Source organism: Stenotrophomonas sp. GQ19 (assembly GCF_059758695.1).
On the sequence record NZ_JCAXES010000008.1, the window covers coordinates 36,018 to 56,536 of the forward strand.

Genomic DNA, 20,519 nt, shown 5'->3' on the forward strand with positions numbered 1-20,519 from the left:
AGGAGGACAGCACGGCATGTCGATCTATGCATTGAAAGGGCGCTTCCAGGATCTGCTGCGCCCGGGCGTACGCGGTCTTTACCGCGCGGGCATCACGGCCAATACGGTCACGGTGTTGGCCGCGGGGGTGTCGTTGCTGGTGGCCGCTGCCGTGTGGCGCTGGGCGCCCCTGCACCCGCTGCTGTATCTGGCCCTGCCGCTGTGGATGCTGCTGCGCATGGCACTCAATGCCGTGGACGGCATGCTGGCCCGGGAATTCGGCCAGCAGTCGCGCCTCGGCGCGTATCTCAACGAGTTGTGCGACATCGTCGCCGACGCCGCGCTCTACCTCAGCCTGCTCAGCGTGCCGGGGGTGAACCCCACCGCGTTGTGGGCGCTGACGTGGATGGCCGCGGTTTGCGAGTACGCTGGCGTCCTGGGCGTGATGGTGGGGGCCAGCCGGCGCTATGACGGGCCGATGGGCAAGAGCGACCGGGCGTTCGTGATCGGCCTGATCGGCGTGCTGCTGGCGCCGGGCTGGATCGACGGCGCCATCGTGGGATGGATCGCGTGGGCAGCGGCCGCACTCTGCGTGCTGACCAGCTGGCGGCGCGTTCGACAGGGATTGGCGGAGATCGGCTGACGTGGCCGGATCCCGCCGGATGCACAACGGAGTGATGCATGCGCGCACAGCACCATCTGCAGTTCCACAGTTTTGATGGCCAGCCGCTGTTCTACCGGCATTGGTCGGCCAGCGGGATGGCTGCCACGCGCCGTGCCGTGGTGCTGCTGCATCGCGGGCATGAGCACTCCGGCCGGGTAGCGCATCTGGTCGATGAGCTGGACCTGCCCGACACCGATGTGTTTGCCTGGGATGCGCGCGGCAACGGCCAGTCGCCGGGCGAGCGCGGCGATGCGCCGGGGTTCGAGGCGCTGGTGCGCGACCTGGACAGCTTCATCGCCCACATCGGCCAGCAGCATGGCATCGCCGTGCAGGACATCGCAATCATCGCCCAGAGCGTGGGCGCGGTGGTCGCCGCCACCTGGGTGCACGACTACGCGCCGCCGCTGCGCGCGCTGGTTCTTGCCTCGCCGGCCTTCAAGGTCAAGCTGTACGTACCGTTGGCGGTGCCCGGCCTGAAGCTGATGCAGAAGCTGCGCGGCAACTTCTTCGTCAACAGCTACGTCAAGCCGCAATGGCTCACCCACGATCCGGAGCGGGTGGAAAGCTACCGCACCGATCCGCTGATTACCCGGCCCATCTCGGTGCGCGTGCTGCTGGGCCTGTACGAGGCCGCCGATCGCGTGGTGGGCGATGCGCAGGCCATCACCGTGCCGACCCAGCTGCTGGTCTCCGGGTCGGACTTCGTGGTGCATCGCGCGCCGCAGGACCGCTTCTACGAGCGGCTGTCCTCGCCGATCAAGGAACGCCACCTGTTGCCGGGCTTCTTCCACGACACCCTGGGCGAGCGCGACCGTGCACCGGCCATCGCGGCCATCCGCCGCTTTGTCAGCGAGCGGTTCGCGCAGCCGCTGGTGCGGCCCAGCCTGCGCGATGCGCACCGGCATGGCCCCACCTTCGACGAGGCGGAAATCCTGTCCTGGCCCCCGCAGCGTAACAGTGCCAAGGACCTGTACTGGCGCTTCACCCGGGCCGGATTGCGCTTCGGCGGCACGCTGTCGGAGGGCATCGCGCTGGGCCTGGAAAGCGGCTTCGATTCGGGCAGCACGCTGGACTACATCTACCGCGACCAGGCGCGCGGGAGCGGCCCGCTGGGCCGCATGATCGACCGCAACTACCTGGACGCGATCGGCTGGCGTGGCATCCGCATCCGCCGCACCCATGTGCGCGAGCTGCTGCAGCTGGCCGCGTTGCACCTGCATGGCGAAGGGCGCCCGGTGCGCGTGCTGGACGTGGCCGCCGGGCATGGCCGCTACGTGCTGGATGCACTGGCCCAGGGCGAACAGCGCGCCGACGCGATCACCCTGCGCGACTTCAGCGAACGCAACGTCATCGACGGGCGCAAGCTCATCAGCGAATTCGGTGCCGATGACATCGCCACCTTCGAACAGGGCGATGCATTCGATGCGGCTTCGCTGGCAGCCCTGCCGGTGGCCCCCACGCTGTCCACGGTGTCGGGGCTGTACGAACTGTTCGCCGACAACGATGCGGTGCTGCGCTCGCTGCAGGGCATCGCCGCGGCCATGCGCGAAGGCGGCTACCTGGTGTACACCGGGCAACCGTGGCACCCGCAGCTGGAGTTCATCGCGCGCGCGCTCACCAGCCACCGCGAAGGCGTGGCCTGGGTGATGCGCCGGCGTACCCAGCAGGAAATGGATGAACTGGTGCGCCTGGCCGGGTTCGAGAAAGTCACCCAGCGCATCGACCGCTTCGGCATCTTCACCGTGTCGCTGGCGCGCCGGGTGCTGCCGTGACCGAGGGCGTGCGGCCCTGGCGCCGCGCCCTGCTGTGGCTGGCCTTGCTGGGGCCGTTCTTCTTCCTCAGCTATGGCCTGTCCAATGCGATGGCCGGGCGCCTGTCCTACGTGCCCTCCATCGTGTTCGACTGGGAAGCGTCCATTCCGTTCCAGCCGTGGACCATCGTGCCGTACTGGTCCATCGACCTGTTCTACGTGGCCTCGTTCTTCATCTGCACCCAGCGCGCCGAACTGGACATGCATGCGCGCCGGCTGCTCACCGCGCAGGTGCTGTCGGTGGCCTGTTTCCTGCTTTGGCCGCTGCGCTTCAGCCTGGAGCGACCGGAAACGGCCGGCGTGTTTGGGTGGTTGTTCGACGTGCTGCTGGGCTTCGACAAGCCGTTCAACCAGGCTCCCTCGCTGCACATCGTGCTGTTGGTGGTGCTGTGGGTGCGCTTCCAGCAGCACCTGCGCGGGTGGTGGCGGGCGGCCCTGCACGTGTGGTTTGCGTTGATCGGCATTTCGGTGCTGACCACCTGGCAGCATCACTTCGTGGACGTGCCCACCGGCGTGGCCGTGGGCTGGTTGTGCGTGTGGCTGTGGCCGGCGCACGGCCGCTCGCCATTGGCCCACTGGCAGTGGGCGCAGGACGGCACGCGTTGGCGGCTGGCGATGCTGTACGGATTGGGCAGTGCGCTGTGCGCGTCGCTGGCGCTGACGTTCAGTGGCTGGGTGCTGTGGCTGGGCTGGCCGGCGTTGTCGTTGGCGCTGGTGGCGCTGGGCTACGCCGCGTTGGGCACGGCGGTGTTCCAGAAGCAGGAAGACGGCCGGCTGAGCATGGCCGCGCGCTGGCTGCTGGCCCCGTACCTGCTGGCGGCCTGGTTGAACTCGCGCTGGTGGACCCGGCGCGCGCCGCAGCCGCAACTGGTGATCGACGGCGTGTGGCTCGGGCGCATGCCGGCCGCGGGGGCGTCCTTGCCGATGTCGACCGTGGTGGACGTGTGTGCCGAACTGCCCTTCGCGGGCCAGGTGCGGCACTACCGCAGCGTGCCGATGCTGGACCTGGCCACCCCCACCGCGCACGACCTGCAGCGTGCTGCCGAGGCCATTGCACACGGGCATCGTCGTGGCGAGGTGCTGGTGTGCTGCGCGCTGGGGTATTCGCGCAGTGCGGCGGCCGTGGCCACCTGGCTGTGCCGCAGCGGGCACGCCGACAGTGCCGACGCGGCGATCCGCCTGCTGCAGCTGGATTGCCCGCATATCGTGCTGCATGACCGGCACCGCGATGCGATTGAACAGGCTGTGCGCGATGCCGCAGCCGCCAACGGAAGCACACAGGTGAGCGCATGAGTATGTTGTTCCAGTTGCGGGTGATGACCGCCGTGCTGCGCCAGGCGCGCATGGCCACCGGCCTGTCGGTGTTGCTGGCGGGCGCGGCGCTGGCGCTGCTGTGCCTGTCGATGCCGCCGCTGGGGGTGGCAGTGCCGGCGTTGGCATCGCTGCTGGCCGGCGCGGTGCAGGCGTACTACGCCACCCGGGTCAGCTTCGATGCGGCGTTGCTGGAAGCGTTGCAGGTAAGCCATCCCGACGCCGCACCCGGGGTGATCGATGACGTGCTGCAGAAGCTGGGGCTGCGTGAAGCGTCCACCGCCACGCGCGGTTGGCAACCGCGCTGGCAGGGCATGCGCCGCCTGCTGCGCTGGCAGTTGCTGGCGCTCGGCCTGCAGGCGGTGTGCCTGCTGGGCGCGCTGGTCCTGAAGACGTTGCCGTGATGCCACCACCGCCCCCCCGCAAGGACGCCTGCCCATGTTTGCTGACCTCATCGCGCGCGGCTGCAGCTTCGCCATCCGCGCGCTCACCGGTGCGCGCGCGCTGTGGCAGGGTTGCGCCCCGTCCAGCGACCACCGCGTGTACTACGGCAACCATGCCAGCCACGGGGATTTCGTGCTGATCTGGTCGGCACTGCCGATCACCCTGCGCCGCCAGGTGCGGCCGGTGGCGGCGGCTGACTACTGGCAGCGCGATGGCCTGCGCCGCTACCTGATCCACGCGGTGTTCAACGGCGTGCTGATCGAGCGCGATGCGACCAAACGCACTGAAGACCCGATCGCCTGCCTGTGCCAGGCCGTGGATGAAGGCAACTCGCTGATCCTGTTCCCCGAAGGCACGCGCAATCCCGACGAGGGCGTGCTGCCGTTCAAGAGCGGCATCTACCACCTGGCCCGGCAGCGTCCGGAACTGGAGTTCGTGCCGGTGTGGATCGACAACCTCAAGCGGGTGATGCCCAAGGGCCGTTGGCTGCCGCTGCCGCTGCTGTGCACCACCACCTTCGGCGAGCCGCTGCGGCTGAAGGCCGATGAAGACAAGGACCGCTTCCTGGAGCGCGCGCGGCTGTCGCTGATGGCGCTGGACCCGCAGCCGCGCAGGGAGCGCGGATGACCGCCTGGCTCTCGACACTGGCCACCGACGTGGCGCAGTTGTCCACGCACGCGCAGACGCGCCTGCTGTTTGCCGGTATCGCGGCGGTGCTGGTGGTGGCCACGCTCATCGCCGAAACCCTGCGCTGGCGCGCGCGGCATGCGCCCAGCAGCGTGCTGGCCAACCTGGTGTCGCGGATCCGCGCGTGGTGGGTGATGGCGGCCGTGGTCGCGCTGGCGTTCTTCTTCGGGCGAACTGGCGTGGTGCTGCTGTTCGCGCTGGTGTCGTTGTTCGCGCTGCGCGAGTTCATCACGCTCACCCCCACCCGCGCCGGCGATTACTACGCGTTGCTGGCCGCGTTCTATGTGGTGCTGCCGTGGCAGTACTGGCTGGTGTGGACCGACTGGTACGGCATGTACACCTTGCTGATTCCGGTCTACGCGTTCCTGTTCCTGCCCATCCTGGCCACCATCGGCGGCGACACCACCGACTACCTGGAGCGGACGTCCAAGGTGCAGTGGGGGTTGATGATCTGCGTGTTCTGCATCTCGCACGTGCCGGCGCTGCTGAACCTCAAGCTGGCCGGGGTGGACCCGGCGCGCAACCTGCTGCTGTTCGCGTTCCTGGTGATCGTGGTGCAGTCCTCGGACGTGCTGCAGTACATCTGGGGCAAGCTGATCGGCAAGCGCCTGATCGCGCCGAAGCTGTCGCCGTCCAAGACCGTGGAGGGCTTCATCGGCGGCGTGCTGTCGGCCAGTGCGCTGGGCGCGGCCCTGTGGTGGCTGACCCCGTTCACGCCGTGGCAGGCGTTCGGCATGTCGCTGGCGGTCAACCTGATGGGCTTCTGGGGCGGTCTGGTGATGTCAGCGATCAAGCGCGATCGCGGCATCAAGGACTGGGGCCACATGATCGAGGGCCACGGCGGCATGCTCGACCGGCTGGATTCGGTGTGCTTCGCCGCGCCGGTGTTCTTCCACCTGGTACGGTATTTCTGGAGCGCGTGACCCAAACGGGTAAGCATCGACCGTTGGTCGATGCACGGCATCAGGTGGCGATGCCGTATTCCTTCAGCTTCTTGCGCAGCGTGGCGCGGTGGATGCCCAGCATGGCCGCGGCGCGGCTCTGGTTGCCTTCGCAGTGGTTGAGCACTTCCACGAACAACGGGATTTCCATTTCGCGCAGCACGATCTCGTACACATCGTCGGCATCGCAGCCATCCAGGTCGCGCAGGTAGCGTCGGACCGATTGGGCCACGTGTTCGCGCAGCGGTGGCTTCGGCGCGCCACGACTATTGTCAGGACGAGAAAGGACAGCGTTCAAGAAGGTTCCCGGTGCAGATGCCGGGGCGGACAGCAGCCCCGGTCGGAGAATTGTAGGGGCCCAGTCTAGCGCGTGCGTGGGCAGCCCGCCACGCTCCACGCGCCAGGCATGGCTACTGGAACTCGAAGGTGAATGCGACGGTGGAGGCGGCGGGCTCGCGTACGCGGAACGCAATCTGTGCGCTTTGGCCAGGTTCCAATACGCTGTTGGCGTCAAGCGAACGGTCCAGGTAATCGTGCGGGGCAAACACCCCGGTGCCGATCACGCGGCCATCGGCATCGGACAACGACAGTCGCAGTGCGGGCCAGGCCTGGGCCCAGCGCGCATCGTTGCGGAAGCTGGCCTGCACCTGCAGTGCGCCGGGCTGGCCCGGCACCGGACGCACGTCGCGGCTGATCATGCTGAACGCCGCGGGCTCCTGCCACGCGGGCAACGTGCAGCGCAGCACGCTGCACAGCCCGGCAATCCACGGCCGGCTGCCGGCATCGCCGGCCAACCGCGCGCGGTCGGCCACGGCGATCTGCAGCACCAGCAACAGCACCAGCCCGGCCAGTACGCCCCATTGCCAGCGCGGGGTGTGCAGGCGCGCGGCACGCAGCCGCATGAAGCTCGGTGCGGGGGCACTGCCTGCGCCGATCACCGGTGCAGGCACGTCCACGCTACCGTCGTCGTCGGCCGCATCCTGCTGCGGCATCGGGTCGCAGGCGGCAACGTGCGCGGTGTCATCGTTGACGCTGGCCGCAGCGTGCGCCGGTTCCCGTTGCGATACGTCCGCCGCGCGCTGCTCACGGTCATCGCGTTCGGCCGGCGGCGGATCGAACACCGCGACCTGCGGCGGCGTGATCTGCGCAGGCGTCTCGCGCGCCGCGTCATGTGCGGCCGGCGGTGCATCGTCCGGCAGCGGCCGCTCGCGCGGCGCATCGTCCGGGCTGGCGCGCAGGAAGGTGGCCAGCGGGCGGCGGGGTGGCGGGGTAGGCTCGGTCATCGATTCGGGGCCGGGCGGCAGGGTCGCGCCCATTCAATCACGTTCACGCCAGCTCAGGCGCGGCGCACGCCGGTGATGCGCATCCAGTCTTCGTCCTGGGCGGTTTCCAGCTGCTCGAACCACGGCGCATAGCGCACCAGCAGCTCGTCTTCCTGGCCGTGCAGGATGCCCGACAACGCGATGCGCCCACCGGGGGCCACGCGTGCGGCCAGCACATCGGCCAGTGCATCCAGTGCCGAGGCCAGGATGTTGGCCACCACCACCGGGTAGGTGGCCGGCGGCTCGTCGTGCGGCAGGTAGACCTGCAGGCGATCTTCCAGGCCATTGCGCTGCGCGTTGTCGCCGGTGGCGATCACCGCCTGCGGGTCGTTGTCCACGCCCACGGCACGCGCCGCGCCCAGCTTCAACGCCGCCAGCGCCAGGATGCCCGAGCCGCAGCCGAAATCGAGCACGGTCTGACCGCCCAGCACGCCGTCGGCGGCCAGGCTGTCCAACCAGCGCAGGCACAGCGCGGTGGTGGGGTGGGTGCCCGAGCCGAACGCCAGGCCCGGGTCGAGGCGGATCACGGCGGCATCGTCGGCCTGTGCGGCCTCGGGCAGCGCGTGGTTCCACGGCACAATCCAGGTGCGCTCGCCGAACGCCATCGGCTGGAACTGGTCCAGCCACGCGCGCTCCCAGTCTTCATCGGCTACCGCACGGAAGCTGGCATCGGACCAGTCCAGGCCCGGGTCGAACGCCTCCAGCGCGGCCAGCAGCGCCAGTGCGTTGGTCTCGGCTGCGAACAGTGCGGTCAGTACCAGGTCGTTCCACAGCGGGGTTTCGCCCACGCCCGGTTCCAGGATGGCGCGCTCGTTGCTGGTATCGGCATCGGCGTCGAGCAGGGTCACCGCCAGCGCGCCGACATCGTCCAGCGCATTTTCGTAGCGGGGCTGGGTGGATTCGCTGCAGCGGAGGGTGAGTTCCAGGAACGGCATGGGAAGAATTACCTGCGGAAAACCGTGAATGCTAGACCATTGTGGGGGCCTGCGGCCCGTGGCGCGCCCTCGTCCAGTCTCGCGCGGTGGCGAGAATGCAACCGCCACGCAGTTCAGACACGGCCCGGAGGGCTTGCTAAACTGGGCCTTCCGCTGCCCCACGGGCATCTTCCGGTCCTGCGCATGGCGCTCGTGCCTACCCTCAAAACCTGGTTGCTGGTCGTACCGGCCCTGGCGTTGCTGGGGGTGGTGGGCTATCGCGCCGGTGGGCATGTGCGGCACGACGACACGGTGCCCGGCACGGTGGATGAAGCGCCGGTATCGCTGGTGTCGGTCGCACCGATGCAGGCCCAGCAGCTGGCCCGCCAGTTGCTGTCGAGCGAGCGCGGCACCGCGGTGGCCTCCGGCCTGCCGCTGGATATCCGCGCCGACATCGAAGGCGATACCGATCTGTTCGCCTATGCCCAGCGCCTGCAGCTGCAGGCCGCCAACGGCAACGCCGAAGCGGGGTGGATGGTCAGCCGGGTGTACGACTACTGCGCCATCTACGCGATGGACCCGGGCGGCTACCAGTTGGACAACGCGTTGTTGAACGGGCTCGGCCTGACCGCCGCGCCGGCCATGGTGCAGGCACGCGAGCGCGTGGCGCGTCGCTGTGGCGGCTTCGTGGCCAGCGACGGGCTGGGCCGCCAGTTGATCCTCGCCCAGCGGCAGCAGGCGGCCAAGGCCGGCAACCTGGCGGCCGAGGCATCGTTGTTCGCCGACGGCCAGCCGTTGATGAACACACCGGAGTATCGCCGTGGGCTGGTCGAACGCGTGCTCGATTCCCGCGACCCGGAAGCCTTCATGGCGCTGTCGCCGGCAATGGGCCAGCGCGCCAGCGGTGACCGCGCGCTGGAGGGGCTGGTGGCAGGGGATCAGTTCAGTGAACTGGCCTGGCGGCTGGGTGCATGCCAGCTGGGCATGGCCTGCGGGCCGGACAGTGTGCTGATGAACAATTTCTGCGCGAACGGTGGGATCTGTTCGCAGGACGGTGGGCAGGATTTTGCCACCTTCGTCTATGACGCCGCGGTTTCGCGGCAAGGTGCGGGGACAATGAAGGCTTTGGTTGAAGAACTGATCAAGAAGAGGAAAGGGCGATGAATTACCGTCGATTCCTGCACGGTGCCAAGTTCTGGTTCTGGGTGGTGTTGTTCGTGGCATATTCGGCCGGCGCGGTCGGGCTGGTGATGATCGATACCTACGAGGATCGCTATCGCAACCTGTCCAAGGTGCAGTTGACCTCGGTGAAGACGCAGGAAGACGTGCGACGCGCCGGTGCCAGCCAGGTGGCCGCGGTGTACCGCGCGCAGAGCGGCATGCCGTTCGCGTCGCTGCCCACCGGCAGCACCTTCCAGGTGGTGTGGCCCGATGGTTCCACCGAGACCATGGTGATTGTCGACCCGACCTCGTCGCTGGGCGTGGCACCGGTCAAGAACAGCCAGGTGACCGCGGCGAACGCGCCGCGCTGATGCCGCAGGTCGAAGGGGGCGTGGTTGCCACGCGCCCGCTGCGGTTGGTGCTGCTGCCCGGTCTGGATGCGACTGGCAGCCAGCACGCCGCGTTCTCCGCCGCGATGCAGCGGCTTGGGGTGGTGGTCACGGTGATTGCCTACCCCGTCAACCGCACGCTGGACTACCCCGCGCTCGCGAGCTTCGTGCGGCAGGCATTGCCTACCGAAGGCGACTACCTGCTATTGGGTGAATCGTTTTCGGGGCCGCTGGCGCTGTCCATCGCCGCTGCACCGCCGCCCGGTCTGCGTGGTGTGATCCTCTCCACCACGTTCGCGCGTTCGCCCTGGCTGGCATGGCGTCGCCTGCAATCGCTGTTGTACTGGGCGCCGGTGCGTGCGCTGCCGATGCCCGCGTTGTCGTGGCTGCTGCTGGGCCGTTGGAGCACGCCCGCCTTGCGCGCCGCGCTGCGCGATGCCCTCGCCAGTGTCGATGCGGATGTGCTGCGCAGCCGTGCGATTGCCGCGCTCGGCGTCGATGTCGCTGTCCACGCAGGCGCGATGAGGCTGCCCACGCTATGCCTGCATGCGGTGCAGGATCGCCTATTGCCCCGGCGCTGCCAGCGCCACCTGTCGGCGTTGCTGCCCGCGCAGGCCACTCGATGTCTGGACGGCCCGCATCTGATGCTGCAGGCGCGGCCGGAAGCGGCGGCGCAGGTGGTAGCTGCCTTCATGCAGGATGTCTGCGGCAGCGCGTAACAGTCCTGGGCGTAGCCGGCATACACCCGATGTGACCGGCGCGTTGTGATCCTGTCCACGCGGTCTTCGCTTACGGATCTCGGGCAATTCACGGTGTGACGCGCAGCCTGCGGGTGTTGGCTGCATCCGCAGCGCACGTGCCGGAGACCCTGTCGAATGAATACCCGAGGCGATTACGCCGCATCCGAACCACACGCCACCGCGACGGTTGCAGTGGTCACCCCGCCCCCCGTTGCGCCGCACGACAGTGCCACGTCCTGGGGCGCAATCTTCGCCGGTGCCGCCGCGGCTGCCGCGCTGTCGCTGGTGTTGCTGATCCTGGGCGTCGGCCTGGGGCTGTCATCGGTATCGCCGTGGTCTTATGAGGGCGTGTCGGCCGAGGCGTTCGGCTGGTCCAGCATTGCCTGGCTCACCTTCACTGCCATTGCCGCCTCCGGCCTGGGCGGCTATCTCGCGGGCCGGCTGCGCAACAAGTGGAGCAACCTGCACGGCGATGAGACCTACTTCCGCGATACCGCACACGGCTTCCTGTCGTGGTCGGTGGCCACGCTGTTGACGGCCGGCCTGCTCACCACCGCCATCGGCGGCGTGCTGGGCGCTGGCGCCAAGGTGGCCGGTGCCACCGCAGGGGCTGCTGCCACCACCGCAGGCGGCCTGGCCGCCGCTGCCGGTCCGGCCGCCATGGGCGGCGACAGCGGCGACCTGCAGTACTGGGTGGATGGCCTGTTCCGCGCCAATCCGAATGCACCGGCCGCACCGGCTGCACCGATGGGCCCGCCGCCGGCACCGGTTGCCGGTGCTGCGCCGCCGGTGCAGCAGGCTGGCACCGCCGCGCCGCCGCCGCGCCCGATGCTGGGTGCCGAACGCGGTCCGGGTCCGGGTCGGGGTGACGTCCGTGGCGAGGTCAACCGCATTGTGGTGAACAGCCTGAAGGGCGATGCCATGGACCCGGCCGATACCCAGTACCTGGCGCAGCTGGTGGCCAACCAGACCGGCATGAGCCAGGCCGAAGCGCAGGCCCGCGTGACCGACATGCAGACCCGTCTGCGCGCCTCGCTGGAGAAGGCCAAGAACGACGCCAAGCAGGCCGCTGACGACGCCCGCAAGGCGACCGCCTACGCCGCGCTGTGGCTGTTCATCACGCTGCTCATCGGCGCGTTCAGCGCCAGCCTGTTCGCCACCTGGGGCGGCCGCCGCCGCGACCTGTAACCCACCGCTCAACGAGGAGGATTCACCATGAGATACCTGCTGCTGTGGTTCCTGGGCATTCCGATCCCGATCCTGCTGCTCATCGCGCTGTTGCGTTGAGGCAGGGCGTACCGACCAACGGTCGGTACCTACCGGTGGGTGTCAGCCATTGGTCGGCACGCGGGAACCGGCCCAAACACCGGTGGGTGTCGACCCTTGGTCGACCCACCGGAACCGGTCCCCGTAACCCATATTCCGGACAAACAAAAAGGCGGGGGAATCCCCCGCCTTTCTGCTGTAACGCACTACCGCGCGATCAGGTCAACGCAATCGACTTGTTCTTGCGTTCGGCCAGGCGCTTTTCCAGGTAGTGGATGTTCTGCCCACCGGCCTGGAAGCCCTTGTCGCGCATGATCCGCTGCTGCAGCGCCACGTTGGTCTTGATGCCATCAACCACCATTTCGCTCAGCGCCACGCGCATGCGCGCGATCGCGGTTTCGCGGTCCGGGCCGTGCACGATCAGCTTGCCGATCATCGAGTCGTAGTTCGGCGGCACGCGGTAACCACTGTAGATGTGGGTATCCACGCGCACACCGGGACCACCCGGCGGATGGAAGGCGGTGATCTGCCCCGGGCTCGGCACGAAGGTTTCGGCGTCTTCGGCGTTGATGCGGCACTCGATCGCGTGACCGGTCAGCACCACGTCGCTCTGCTTGATGGTCAGCTTCTGGCCGGCGGCAATGCGCAGCTGTTCGCAGACCAGATCGATGCCGGTCACCATCTCCGTCACCGGATGCTCCACCTGCACGCGGGTGTTCATTTCGATGAAGTAGAAACGGCCGTCTTCGAACAGGAACTCGAAGGTGCCCGCGCCGCGGTAGCCGATGCGGATGCAGGCTTCCACGCACACCTTGCCGATCTGCTCGCGCATTTCGTCGCTGATGCCCGGTGCCGGTGCTTCTTCCACCACCTTCTGGTGGCGGCGCTGCATCGAGCAGTCGCGCTCACCCAGGTGGATGGCGTTGCCCTGGCCGTCGGCCAGCACCTGGATCTCCACGTGGCGCGGATTCTCCAGGAACTTCTCCATGTACACCTGGTCGTTGCTGAAGGCAGCCTTCGCTTCGGACTTGGTGGTCTCGATGGCCGCCTTCAACGACGCCTCGGCATGCACCACGCGCATGCCGCGACCGCCGCCGCCACCGGAGGCCTTGATGATGACCGGGTAGCCGATCTCACGGGCAATCTTGGTGTTGGCCACGATGTCGTCGGTGAGCGGGCCGCCCGAGCCGGGCACGCACGGCACGCCGGCAGCCTTCATCGCACGGATCGCTTCCACCTTGTCGCCCATCAGGCGGATGGTGTCGGCCTTGGGGCCGATGAAGATGAAACCGGACTCTTCCACGCGCTCGGCGAAGTCGGCGTTCTCCGACAGGAAGCCGTAACCCGGGTGGATGGCCTGGGCGTCGGTGACTTCCGCCGCGGCAATCAGCGCCGGAATGTTGAGGTAGCTCTCAGACGACGGTGCCGGACCAATGCAGACCGACTCGTCGGCCATGGCCACGTGCTTGAGGTTGCGGTCGACCGTGGAATGCACGGCCACCGTGCGGATGCCCAGGGTGTGGCACGCGCGCAGGATGCGCAGCGCGATTTCCCCTCGGTTGGCAATAACGACTTTGTCGAGCATGGACGAGTCCTTAGCCGATCACGAACAGCGGCTGGTCGAATTCGACCGGCTGGCCGTTTTCGCCCAGGATGGCGACGATGGTGCCGGAAACATCGGCTTCGATCGGGTTGAACATCTTCATCGCTTCGATGATCGCCAGCGTTTCGCCTGCCTTCACGGCCTGGCCCACCGACACGAAGGCCGGCTTGTCCGGCGAGGACGACGAGTAGAAGGTGCCGACCATCGGGGCGCGCAGCACGTGGCCGTCCGGCAGGGCGTTACCGGCCTTGGCGGTGCCGCCGGTCGAGGCTTCGGTGGGCGACTGCATCGGCATCGCCGGGGCCGCGGCGGCCTGCACCGGCGCGGGCGCCATCATCATCTGCGGGGCGGCCTGCATCATGCCGTAGCCGGAGACCGGGGCGCGCGACAGGCGCACGGACTCTTCGCCTTCCTTGATTTCGATTTCGGCGAGGTTCGACTCTTCCAGCAGGTCGATCAGCTTCTTGATTTTGCGGAGATCCATGGGGGCCTCTTGGCTCGTGGTGTCAGTGTGGTGGGAAGCGCGGTGCGCTCGGGTCAAAGCAATTCGTAGAAGTCGCGCAGTTGCCGCGTACGGTCGCGCGCCAGGGTGATCAGGCAGCGCATCTGCGCGCCGTTGCGCGCGGTGCCATCGGAGTTGAGGGCGTAGACCGCATTGCAGTCGTGGTCGCGCAACTGCATCCAGGCACGTTGCGCCAACACCAGCTCCTGTTCGGCATTGCCGCAGTAGCTGCAGCTGCCGCCCTTGGCCGGCGTACGCAGCTGCTTGCGCGCCTGCGCATACACGGCATTGAGTTCGACGTCGGCGGCGGCGGCCACGTCGGAGGCGCACAGGTCGCTCTCCATCGTGGTGGTCGGGTGCGCACAGTCGATGCCTTCGGCCTCACGGTCGGACGCCGCCGCGCCGGCACACAGGCCAGCCGACAGCACCACGCAGGCAAGGGCGCGCAGCAGCGTCATCAGGCGCGCGTGCCCTGCAGGCGGGTCAGGGCGGCATCCATCGCGTAGCGGTAGCTGTCGGCCCCAAAGCCGCAGATCACGCCCACCGCCTTGTCGCTGAAATAGCTGTGCTGGCGGAACGGCTCGCGCGCATGCGGGTTGGACAGGTGGATTTCGATGAACGGCACGTCCACCGCGGCCAGCGCATCGCGCAGGGCCACCGAGGTATGGGTGAACGCAGCCGGGTTGATCAGGATGAAGGCGGTGCCGTCTTCACGGGCGGCCTGCACGCGGTCCACCAGGTGGTGTTCGGCGTTGGACTGCAGGCTCTCCACGTCATGCCCGGCGGCGTTCGCCTGGGCCAGCAGGGCCTGGTCGATCTGCGCCAGCGTGGTGTGCCCATACACCCCCGGCTCGCGTGTGCCGAGCAGGTTGAGGTTGGGGCCATGCAGGACCAGCAGTTTCGCCATGGGTGCCACGAAGCGGGAAAGGGCGAAGTCTGGCGGAACCGGCTGATGGTGTCCAGTTCGGCGAAGTTACGCGTGTTTCAATCGGTTGTTTGAAATGCGCTGCATTCACCCGCCCCGCCAGCATCTCACGCGCACGCACCCGCCTGATGTAACGCGCGCACCTGCACGGCCGTGTCACGACCCACACCACTCATCCCGTACGCGCGTCCGCTGGAAACCACCGCTTCCCCAAACGCAACGCCACATGCACCAGCAGGATCAGCACCGGCACCTCCACCAGCGGCCCGATCACGGCGGCGAAGGCCACCGGTGAGGCCAAGCCAAAGGACGCGATCGCCACGGCGATGGCCAGTTCGAAGTTGTTGCCGGCCGCGGTGAACGCGATGGCCGTGGTGCGTGGGTAGTCGCGGGCGACGAACCGGCCCATCAGGAAGCTGATGATGAACTGGATCAGGAAGTACAGCGTCAGCGGGATGGCGATGCGCACCGCATCCATCGGAATGCGCAGCACCTCGCCCCCTTTCAGGCTGAACATCGCCACGATGGTGAACAGCAGTGCGGCCAGCGTGATCGGGCTGATTCGCGGCAGGAACGTCTCTTCGTACCAGCGGGCGCCTTTGCGCGCCTGCAACCAGCGCCGGGTGAGGAAGCCGGCCAGGAACGGAATGCCAAGGTAGATCAGCACCGCCTCGGCAATGGTCCAGAAGCTGACGTTGATGACGCTGCCCTCCAGCCCGAGCACCGAGGGCAGCCACGACAGGAAGAACCAGGCATAGCCGCTGAACAGTGCGATCTGGAAGATCGAGTTGAACGCCACCAGCCCTGCCACGTACTGGCTGTCACCGCGTGCCAGTTGGTTCCATACCAGCACCATGGCAATGCAGCGCGCCAGGCCGATCAGGATCAGGCCGGTCATGTAGTCGGGATAGTCGCGCAGGAACAGCACGGCCAGGCCGAACATCAGCAGCGGCCCCACCACCCAGTTCTGCAGCAGCGAGAGAAGCAACACGCGCTTGTCGGCGAAGACCCGGGGCAGTTCCTCGTACTTCACCTTGGCCAGCGGCGGATACATCATCAGGATCAGGCCGATCGCGATGGGGACGTTGGTTGAACCGACCGACAGGCTGTTAAGCGCCGCCGGTACGCCGTCGAACATCGCGCCCAGCCCCACGCCCAGCGCCATGGCCAGGAAGATCCAGAGGGTGAGGTAGCGATCCAGAAAGGAAAGACGCGGGGGCTGAGGGGTCATGGCGCGTGCTCAGCAACCGGGCCGGTCACAGGCCGGATCATCGGCGCAGCAGTTTTCGGTGAGGTAGGCCACCAGTGCGTTCATGGCCTGGAACTCGGCCCGGTAGCAGATGGTGCGGCCACGCTGCTCGGCGTTGATCAGCCCGGCCGCGCTCAGCTCCTTCAGGTGGAAGGACAGCGTGGCGCCGGGCAGCGCCAGCGCCTGGGCGATGTCGCCGGCCAGCTTGCCGCCGCGGCCGGCCTGCACCAGCAGGCGGAAGATCGAGAGTCGGGTGGCGTGGCCCAGGGCAGCCAGCGCATGTGTTGCAGTCGTATGTTCCATGATTCTAGAATAATGGAACTATCCGCGATGGACAACCCCATGCACCCCCTCCCCAACGTAGTGCCCGGCGCTCTGGACCTTCCCTCGGCCGCCAGGCTGGAGCAGGGCACGGCGCCGCGCCACCGCCCGCGCATCCTCATCCTGTATGGCTCGCTGCGCCCGCAATCGTTCAGCCGCAAGCTGGCGCTGGAAGCGCAGCGGCTGCTCGAACAGCTTGGGGCGGACACCCGGCTGTTCGATCCGCATGGCCTGCCGATGCTCGATGCCGAACCGGCCACGCATCCCAAGGTGCAGGAACTGCGCCAGGCATCGCTGTGGTCCGAAGGCCAGGTGTGGGTCAGCCCGGAGCGGCATGGCACGCTGACGGCGGTGTTCAAGAATCAGATCGACTGGCTGCCGCTGGAAGAAGGCAGCGTGCGCCCCACCCAGGGACGCACGCTGGCGGTGATGCAGGTCTGCGGTGGCTCGCAATCGTTCAACGTGGTCAACGCGCTGCGGGTGCTGGGCCGTTGGATGCGCATGGTGACCATCCCCAACCAGTCGTCCGTGCCCAAGGCATGGCAGGAGTTCGATGACGCGGGGCGGATGAAGCCGTCGGCCTATTACGATCGCGTGGTGGACGTGATGGAGGAACTGGTCAAGTTCACCCTGCTGGTGCGCGGGCGCAGCGACTACCTGGTGGACCGCTACAGCGAACGCAAGGGCGCGGTGGAGGCAGTCGCGCTTGCGGCCGCTGCCGGCGTGGTGGATGCAGCCTTGAACCAGGCGGAGGGCGCATGAACGCCGTCATTTACCACAACCCCAATTGCGGCACCTCGCGCAACACGCTGGCGATGCTTCGGCACGTGGGCATCGAACCGGAGGTTATCGACTACCTGGCCCACCCGCCCAGCCGCGCGCGCCTGGTTGAACTGATCACAGCGGCAGGCCTGGGCGTTCGCGATGCCATCCGGCAGAAGGGCACGCCCTATGACGCGCTGGGGCTGGGCGACCCCGCGCTCGGCGACGACGCACTGCTGGACGCGATGCTGGCGCATCCGATTCTGATCAACCGGCCGTTCGTGCAGACGGCGCTGGGCACACGACTGTGCCGCCCCTCCGAGGTCGTGCTGGAAATCCTGCCGCCGATGACGCGGTCCTTCATCAAGGAAGACGGCGAGGTGGTGGAAGCGCGGCGGGGGAGCTGACCGATCCCGATGCAGCAAACGCCCAAAGGGTTGCCATGACCATCGGGGGTTTCCGCTGCGCGCCGTGTGCACCAGCATCGCGACCAGGCAAGGCACCCGCCATTGCATGGAGGCAGCATGATCGGACGCATCAGCGGTATGTTCATTCTTGGGCTGTGCAGCGCCAGCGCGCTGGCCGCCGGGACGGGGTACCAGCCCCCCTTCCACCCCGACCAGCTGAAGGGCCCGCCGGCGGGCCGGCCCAACGAGGTGCTGGTGCTGGGCTCGCCGCACCTGTCGGGAATGCCGGACACCTTCGCGCCGGCCCAGCTGGAACCGCTGCTCGAGCGTCTGGCCGCATGGAAGCCGGAGGCGATTGCGGTGGAAGCCGTGTCCGGCCTGCAGTGCGACTACATGCGGCGCAATCCCGCGCGGTATGCCGACAGCGTGAGCAGCTACTGCGTGGATACCGGCCCGGCGCAGGCCGCAACCGGCCTGGACGTACCGGCCGCCAACGCCGAGGCCGAGCGCCTGCTGGCCCAGTGGCCCGCCACCCCCAGTGCGGCGCAGCGCCGACGGCTGGCTGCGGTATGGCTGGCCGCCGGTGAGCGCAACTCCGCGGTGGTGCAATGGCTGCGCCTGCCCGCCGAGCAACGCATTGCCGCCGACGGCATGACCGACGCGCTGGTGGCCTTCCTGGACAAACGCATGCAGCGGCGCGACGAGTCCGTGCTGGTGGCCGCCACGCTCGCTGCCCGGCTGGGACTGGAGCGGGTGTGGGCGGTGGATGACCACACCGCCGATTCGCCCACGCCGAAGGAGGTGGAGAAGGCGGCGGCCGATGCGATCAGGAAGGCGTGGGACAACCCGTATTCCAAAGCCCGCCACGCGGCGGACGATGCGCTGAACGCCCATCTGACCCAGCCGCACGGCATGCTGACGATCTACCGGGCGTACAACGCACCGGAAGGCGCGATGCAGACCTACCGCAGCGATTTCGGCGCAGCGTTGGTGGAACCGTCGCCGCAGGCATTTGGCCGCAACTACGTGGGCTACTGGGAAACCCGCAACCTGCGCATGGTCGCCAACATCCGCGACGTGGTCGGGCAGACCCCCGGCATGCGCCTGCTGGCCATCGTCGGCGCGTCGCACAAGCACTACTACGAGGCCTACCTCAACCTGATGCACGACGTGCAGCTGGTGGATGCCGAAGCCGTGCTGCGCTGACGCCCATCGACGGCGTGGTGCCAAAGCAGGCCGCTTTGAATGCAGGGGTTCGGATACGCCGGGAGATAACTTCCGGCCTATATCGCAGCCTTCGATGGCCATGCTAGGTTGCGCTGCCCAACACTGCCGTGGGCATCCATCCAGGGGCCCGCCGTGCGTGTCAGTCGATCCGTCTTGTTGATGGCGATCATCGCCACCGCGTGGGCCGCGCAGCCCACCCTTGGTCAGGCGAAGCCCGCCGGCATCTCACCGGCAGATCGCCACGCGCAGGTGGACGCCCTGTTCGCCCCGTGGAACGGCACCGCCACGCCCGGCTGCGCGGTGGGGATCTCCCGCGACGGTGTGCTGGATTACGCGCGCGGTTACGGCATGTCCACGCTCGAGTACGACATCCCCCTCTCCCCGGAATCGATCTTCCTCGTCGGGTCGGTCTCCAAGCAGTTCACCGCCTTCTCGATCGCGCTGCTGGCACAGGACGGCAAGCTGTCGCTGGACGATGACATCCGCACCTACCTGCCGGAGATGTCGAACATTGGCCGCAAGATCACCATCGCACAGCTGATCCACCACACCAGTGGCCTGCGCGAGCAGGGGCAGCTGCTGTACCTGGCCGGGTGGCGCAGCGACGACCTCATGACCCAGGACGACATGCTGGCGATTGCCAGCCGGCAACGTGGCGTGAACTTCGCGCCGGGCAGCGAAACGCTGTACAACAACCTGGGCTATACGCTGCTGGCGGTGATCGTGCAGCGCGTCTCCGGCAAGCCGCTGTGGGCCTTTGCCGATGAGCGCATCTTCAAGCCACTGGGCATGGCCGACACCCACTTCCAGGACGACCACACCGAGATCGTGCGCGGGCGTGCCGCGGCGTACCAGGCCGATGGCGAGGGTGGCTGGAAGATCAGCATTCCGGCATCGGACTACTACGGCCCGACCGGTCTGTTCAGCACCGTGGGCGACCTGCTGAAGTGGCAGGCCAACTTCGTTGACGGGCGCGTGGGTGGGGCAGCGTTGGTGGCCTCCCTGCAGCAGTCGGCTGCGCTGGATAGCGGCGCCGCAACTGGCTACGGCGGCGGCGTGTTCGTGAGCACCTACCGTGGCCTGAACACCATCGGCCACGATGGCGTGCATGCCGGGTACCGGGCCGACACGGTGGCCTTCCCCGACCAGCGGCTGGCGATCGTGACGCTGTGCAACGGCACCACGCTTGCACCTGCGGAGCTCAACCAGAAGATTGCGGCGGTGTATCTCGGGGACCAGATGAGGCCGATTGCATCGCCGGTGAAGGTGCCGGAAGCGGCGTTGGTGCCGCTGGCGGGCGTGTACTGGAGTGCCGTGACCGACGAAGTGGTGCGGGTGGACGTGAAGGACGGGGCGCTGCGTCCGTCCGGCGCGGCGTCCCCGTTGGAAGCGCTCGGCGGTGGGCTGTTCCGCGCGGGCGAGGTGGCGCGATGGCAGTTCGATACCTCCACCAAGGCGCTGCCAGGTACACGCGAACTGCGGATCTGGGACTCCTGGCCCACGCCGCGCGTCTTCTCGCGCGTTGACGCACCGATGCCCTCCGCCGAGGCGCTGGCGTCGTTGGCCGGGCAGTACCGTATCGACGAGGTCGGCATGACCTACACGGTGCTGATGGTGGACGGCAAGCTGACCGTGCGCTGGCCGCGCCAGAGTGACCTGGTGCTGGAGGCCGTGGGCGGTGACCGCTTCGTCAGTGGCCCATGGACGGTGACATTCACGCGGACGGCGGTGGGTGCGGTGGACGGGTTGACGCTCACGGCGCGCCGGCTGCGACGCCTGCGGGCCGAACGGCTCACCACGGTGGAGGTGCCGGCGGTAGCGGCTACACGTGCAGGCGCTGACCACGCGCGCTGACGCCTGACCCTCCAGCGCCGCCGGACTGGCTTATGATCCAC

23 protein-coding genes are annotated in these 20,519 nt (G+C 67.9%); 14 read left to right on the top strand and 9 right to left on the bottom strand.

All coding sequences use genetic code 11. The annotated features are described in order from the left end of the window. The first annotated feature begins 16 nt into the window (after window positions 1–16). The 6 genes from AC6CHL_RS14810 to AC6CHL_RS14835 are packed head-to-tail and all read left to right on the top strand — an operon-like array spanning window position 17 to window position 5,818. Entirely contained in the window at window positions 17–622 is a 606-nt protein-coding gene (locus AC6CHL_RS14810) for a CDP-alcohol phosphatidyltransferase family protein (protein WP_137190563.1), read from the top strand. A gap of 38 nt (window positions 623–660) precedes the next feature. Then, on the top strand, window positions 661–2,415 hold the full coding sequence (locus AC6CHL_RS14815) for a bifunctional alpha/beta hydrolase/class I SAM-dependent methyltransferase (RefSeq protein ID WP_498295069.1): 1,755 nt from the start codon (window positions 661–663) through the stop codon (window positions 2,413–2,415). Then, window positions 2,412–3,746, top strand: a complete 1,335-nt coding sequence (locus AC6CHL_RS14820; RefSeq protein ID WP_498295070.1) for a phosphatase PAP2/dual specificity phosphatase family protein — start codon at window positions 2,412–2,414, stop codon at window positions 3,744–3,746. Before AC6CHL_RS14815 ends, AC6CHL_RS14820 begins: the two co-directional genes overlap by 4 nt. After that, window positions 3,743–4,168: a hypothetical protein gene (locus tag AC6CHL_RS14825; RefSeq protein ID WP_498295072.1), complete on the top strand. Its 426-nt coding sequence runs from the start codon at window positions 3,743–3,745 to the stop codon at window positions 4,166–4,168. The genes AC6CHL_RS14820 and AC6CHL_RS14825 overlap by 4 nt, the downstream gene beginning before the upstream one ends. Window positions 4,169–4,202: 34 nt before the next feature. Continuing rightward, window positions 4,203–4,835 carry a lysophospholipid acyltransferase family protein gene (locus AC6CHL_RS14830; protein WP_498295073.1) on the top strand — a complete coding sequence of 211 codons (633 nt, stop codon included), beginning with the start codon at window positions 4,203–4,205 and terminating at the stop codon, window positions 4,833–4,835. Next, window positions 4,832–5,818, top strand: a complete 987-nt coding sequence (locus tag AC6CHL_RS14835) for a phosphatidate cytidylyltransferase (protein ID WP_038685851.1) — start codon at window positions 4,832–4,834, stop codon at window positions 5,816–5,818. Before AC6CHL_RS14830 ends, AC6CHL_RS14835 begins: the two co-directional genes overlap by 4 nt. Before the next feature lie 40 nt (window positions 5,819–5,858). Here the strand turns inward: AC6CHL_RS14835 and fis are convergent, their stop codons facing one another. The 3 genes from fis to prmA form a co-directional block, all read right to left on the bottom strand. After that, window positions 5,859–6,134, bottom strand: a complete 276-nt coding sequence (gene fis, locus AC6CHL_RS14840) for a DNA-binding transcriptional regulator Fis (RefSeq protein ID WP_038685853.1) — start codon at window positions 6,132–6,134, stop codon at window positions 5,859–5,861. A 112-nt stretch (window positions 6,135–6,246) separates the two neighbouring features. Further along, window positions 6,247–7,119 carry a DUF3426 domain-containing protein gene (locus AC6CHL_RS14845; RefSeq protein ID WP_498295254.1) on the bottom strand — a complete coding sequence of 291 codons (873 nt, stop codon included), beginning with the start codon at window positions 7,117–7,119 and terminating at the stop codon, window positions 6,247–6,249. A gap of 53 nt (window positions 7,120–7,172) precedes the next feature. Then, the gene (gene prmA, locus AC6CHL_RS14850) at window positions 7,173–8,093 is read right to left on the bottom strand and encodes a 50S ribosomal protein L11 methyltransferase (protein WP_498295075.1); all 921 of its coding nucleotides are present in this window, start codon (window positions 8,091–8,093) and stop codon (window positions 7,173–7,175) included. A 183-nt stretch (window positions 8,094–8,276) separates the two neighbouring features. Here prmA and AC6CHL_RS14855 point away from each other — a divergent pair, with 183 nt between their 5' ends. The 4 genes from AC6CHL_RS14855 (at window position 8,277) to AC6CHL_RS14870 (ending at window position 11,550) form a co-directional block, all read left to right on the top strand. Beyond that, window positions 8,277–9,236, top strand: a complete 960-nt coding sequence (locus AC6CHL_RS14855) for a hypothetical protein (protein ID WP_498295077.1) — start codon at window positions 8,277–8,279, stop codon at window positions 9,234–9,236. After that, a complete protein-coding gene (locus AC6CHL_RS14860) occupies window positions 9,233–9,604 on the top strand; it encodes a hypothetical protein (protein ID WP_038685858.1) in 372 nt (123 codons plus the stop codon). The genes AC6CHL_RS14855 and AC6CHL_RS14860 overlap by 4 nt, the downstream gene beginning before the upstream one ends. A gap of 47 nt (window positions 9,605–9,651) precedes the next feature. Continuing rightward, the gene (locus tag AC6CHL_RS14865) at window positions 9,652–10,341 is read left to right on the top strand and encodes a serine aminopeptidase domain-containing protein (RefSeq protein WP_498295255.1); all 690 of its coding nucleotides are present in this window, start codon (window positions 9,652–9,654) and stop codon (window positions 10,339–10,341) included. Window positions 10,342–10,497: 156 nt separating this feature from the next. Further along, on the top strand, window positions 10,498–11,550 hold the full coding sequence (locus tag AC6CHL_RS14870; RefSeq protein ID WP_498295079.1) for a hypothetical protein: 1,053 nt from the start codon (window positions 10,498–10,500) through the stop codon (window positions 11,548–11,550). A 295-nt stretch (window positions 11,551–11,845) separates the two neighbouring features. Here the strand turns inward: AC6CHL_RS14870 and accC are convergent, their stop codons facing one another. From accC to AC6CHL_RS14900, 6 genes are all read right to left on the bottom strand, one after another. Then, the gene (accC, locus tag AC6CHL_RS14875; protein ID WP_038685860.1) at window positions 11,846–13,213 is read right to left on the bottom strand and encodes an acetyl-CoA carboxylase biotin carboxylase subunit; all 1,368 of its coding nucleotides are present in this window, start codon (window positions 13,211–13,213) and stop codon (window positions 11,846–11,848) included. Between the two features lie 10 nt (window positions 13,214–13,223). Further along, a complete protein-coding gene (accB, locus tag AC6CHL_RS14880; protein WP_038685861.1) occupies window positions 13,224–13,715 on the bottom strand; it encodes an acetyl-CoA carboxylase biotin carboxyl carrier protein in 492 nt (163 codons plus the stop codon). Window positions 13,716–13,768: 53 nt separating this feature from the next. Continuing rightward, entirely contained in the window at window positions 13,769–14,191 is a 423-nt protein-coding gene (locus AC6CHL_RS14885; RefSeq protein WP_038685863.1) for a lysozyme inhibitor LprI family protein, read from the bottom strand. Next, window positions 14,191–14,640, bottom strand: a complete 450-nt coding sequence (gene aroQ, locus AC6CHL_RS14890; protein WP_038685864.1) for a type II 3-dehydroquinate dehydratase — start codon at window positions 14,638–14,640, stop codon at window positions 14,191–14,193. The genes AC6CHL_RS14885 and aroQ overlap by 1 nt, the downstream gene beginning before the upstream one ends. A 190-nt stretch (window positions 14,641–14,830) precedes the next feature. Then, a complete protein-coding gene (gene arsB / locus AC6CHL_RS14895) occupies window positions 14,831–15,889 on the bottom strand; it encodes an ACR3 family arsenite efflux transporter (protein ID WP_498295081.1) in 1,059 nt (352 codons plus the stop codon). Between the two features lie 9 nt (window positions 15,890–15,898). Continuing rightward, entirely contained in the window at window positions 15,899–16,210 is a 312-nt protein-coding gene (locus tag AC6CHL_RS14900) for an ArsR/SmtB family transcription factor (RefSeq protein WP_038685868.1), read from the bottom strand. Window positions 16,211–16,249: 39 nt separating this feature from the next. Here AC6CHL_RS14900 and arsH point away from each other — a divergent pair, with 39 nt between their 5' ends. The 4 genes from arsH (at window position 16,250) to AC6CHL_RS14920 (ending at window position 20,478) form a co-directional block, all read left to right on the top strand. Continuing rightward, window positions 16,250–16,990 (top strand): arsenical resistance protein ArsH, encoded by a 741-nt coding sequence (gene arsH, locus AC6CHL_RS14905; RefSeq protein ID WP_038691730.1) that lies wholly within the window; start codon window positions 16,250–16,252, stop codon window positions 16,988–16,990. Further along, window positions 16,987–17,397, top strand: a complete 411-nt coding sequence (gene arsC, locus AC6CHL_RS14910) for an arsenate reductase (glutaredoxin) (RefSeq protein WP_498295083.1) — start codon at window positions 16,987–16,989, stop codon at window positions 17,395–17,397. The genes arsH and arsC overlap by 4 nt, the downstream gene beginning before the upstream one ends. Before the next feature lie 117 nt (window positions 17,398–17,514). Then, a complete protein-coding gene (locus tag AC6CHL_RS14915; RefSeq protein ID WP_498295084.1) occupies window positions 17,515–18,603 on the top strand; it encodes a DUF5694 domain-containing protein in 1,089 nt (362 codons plus the stop codon). A gap of 180 nt (window positions 18,604–18,783) precedes the next feature. After that, window positions 18,784–20,478, top strand: a complete 1,695-nt coding sequence (locus AC6CHL_RS14920; protein WP_498295086.1) for a serine hydrolase domain-containing protein — start codon at window positions 18,784–18,786, stop codon at window positions 20,476–20,478. Window positions 20,479–20,519 lie beyond the last annotated feature (41 nt).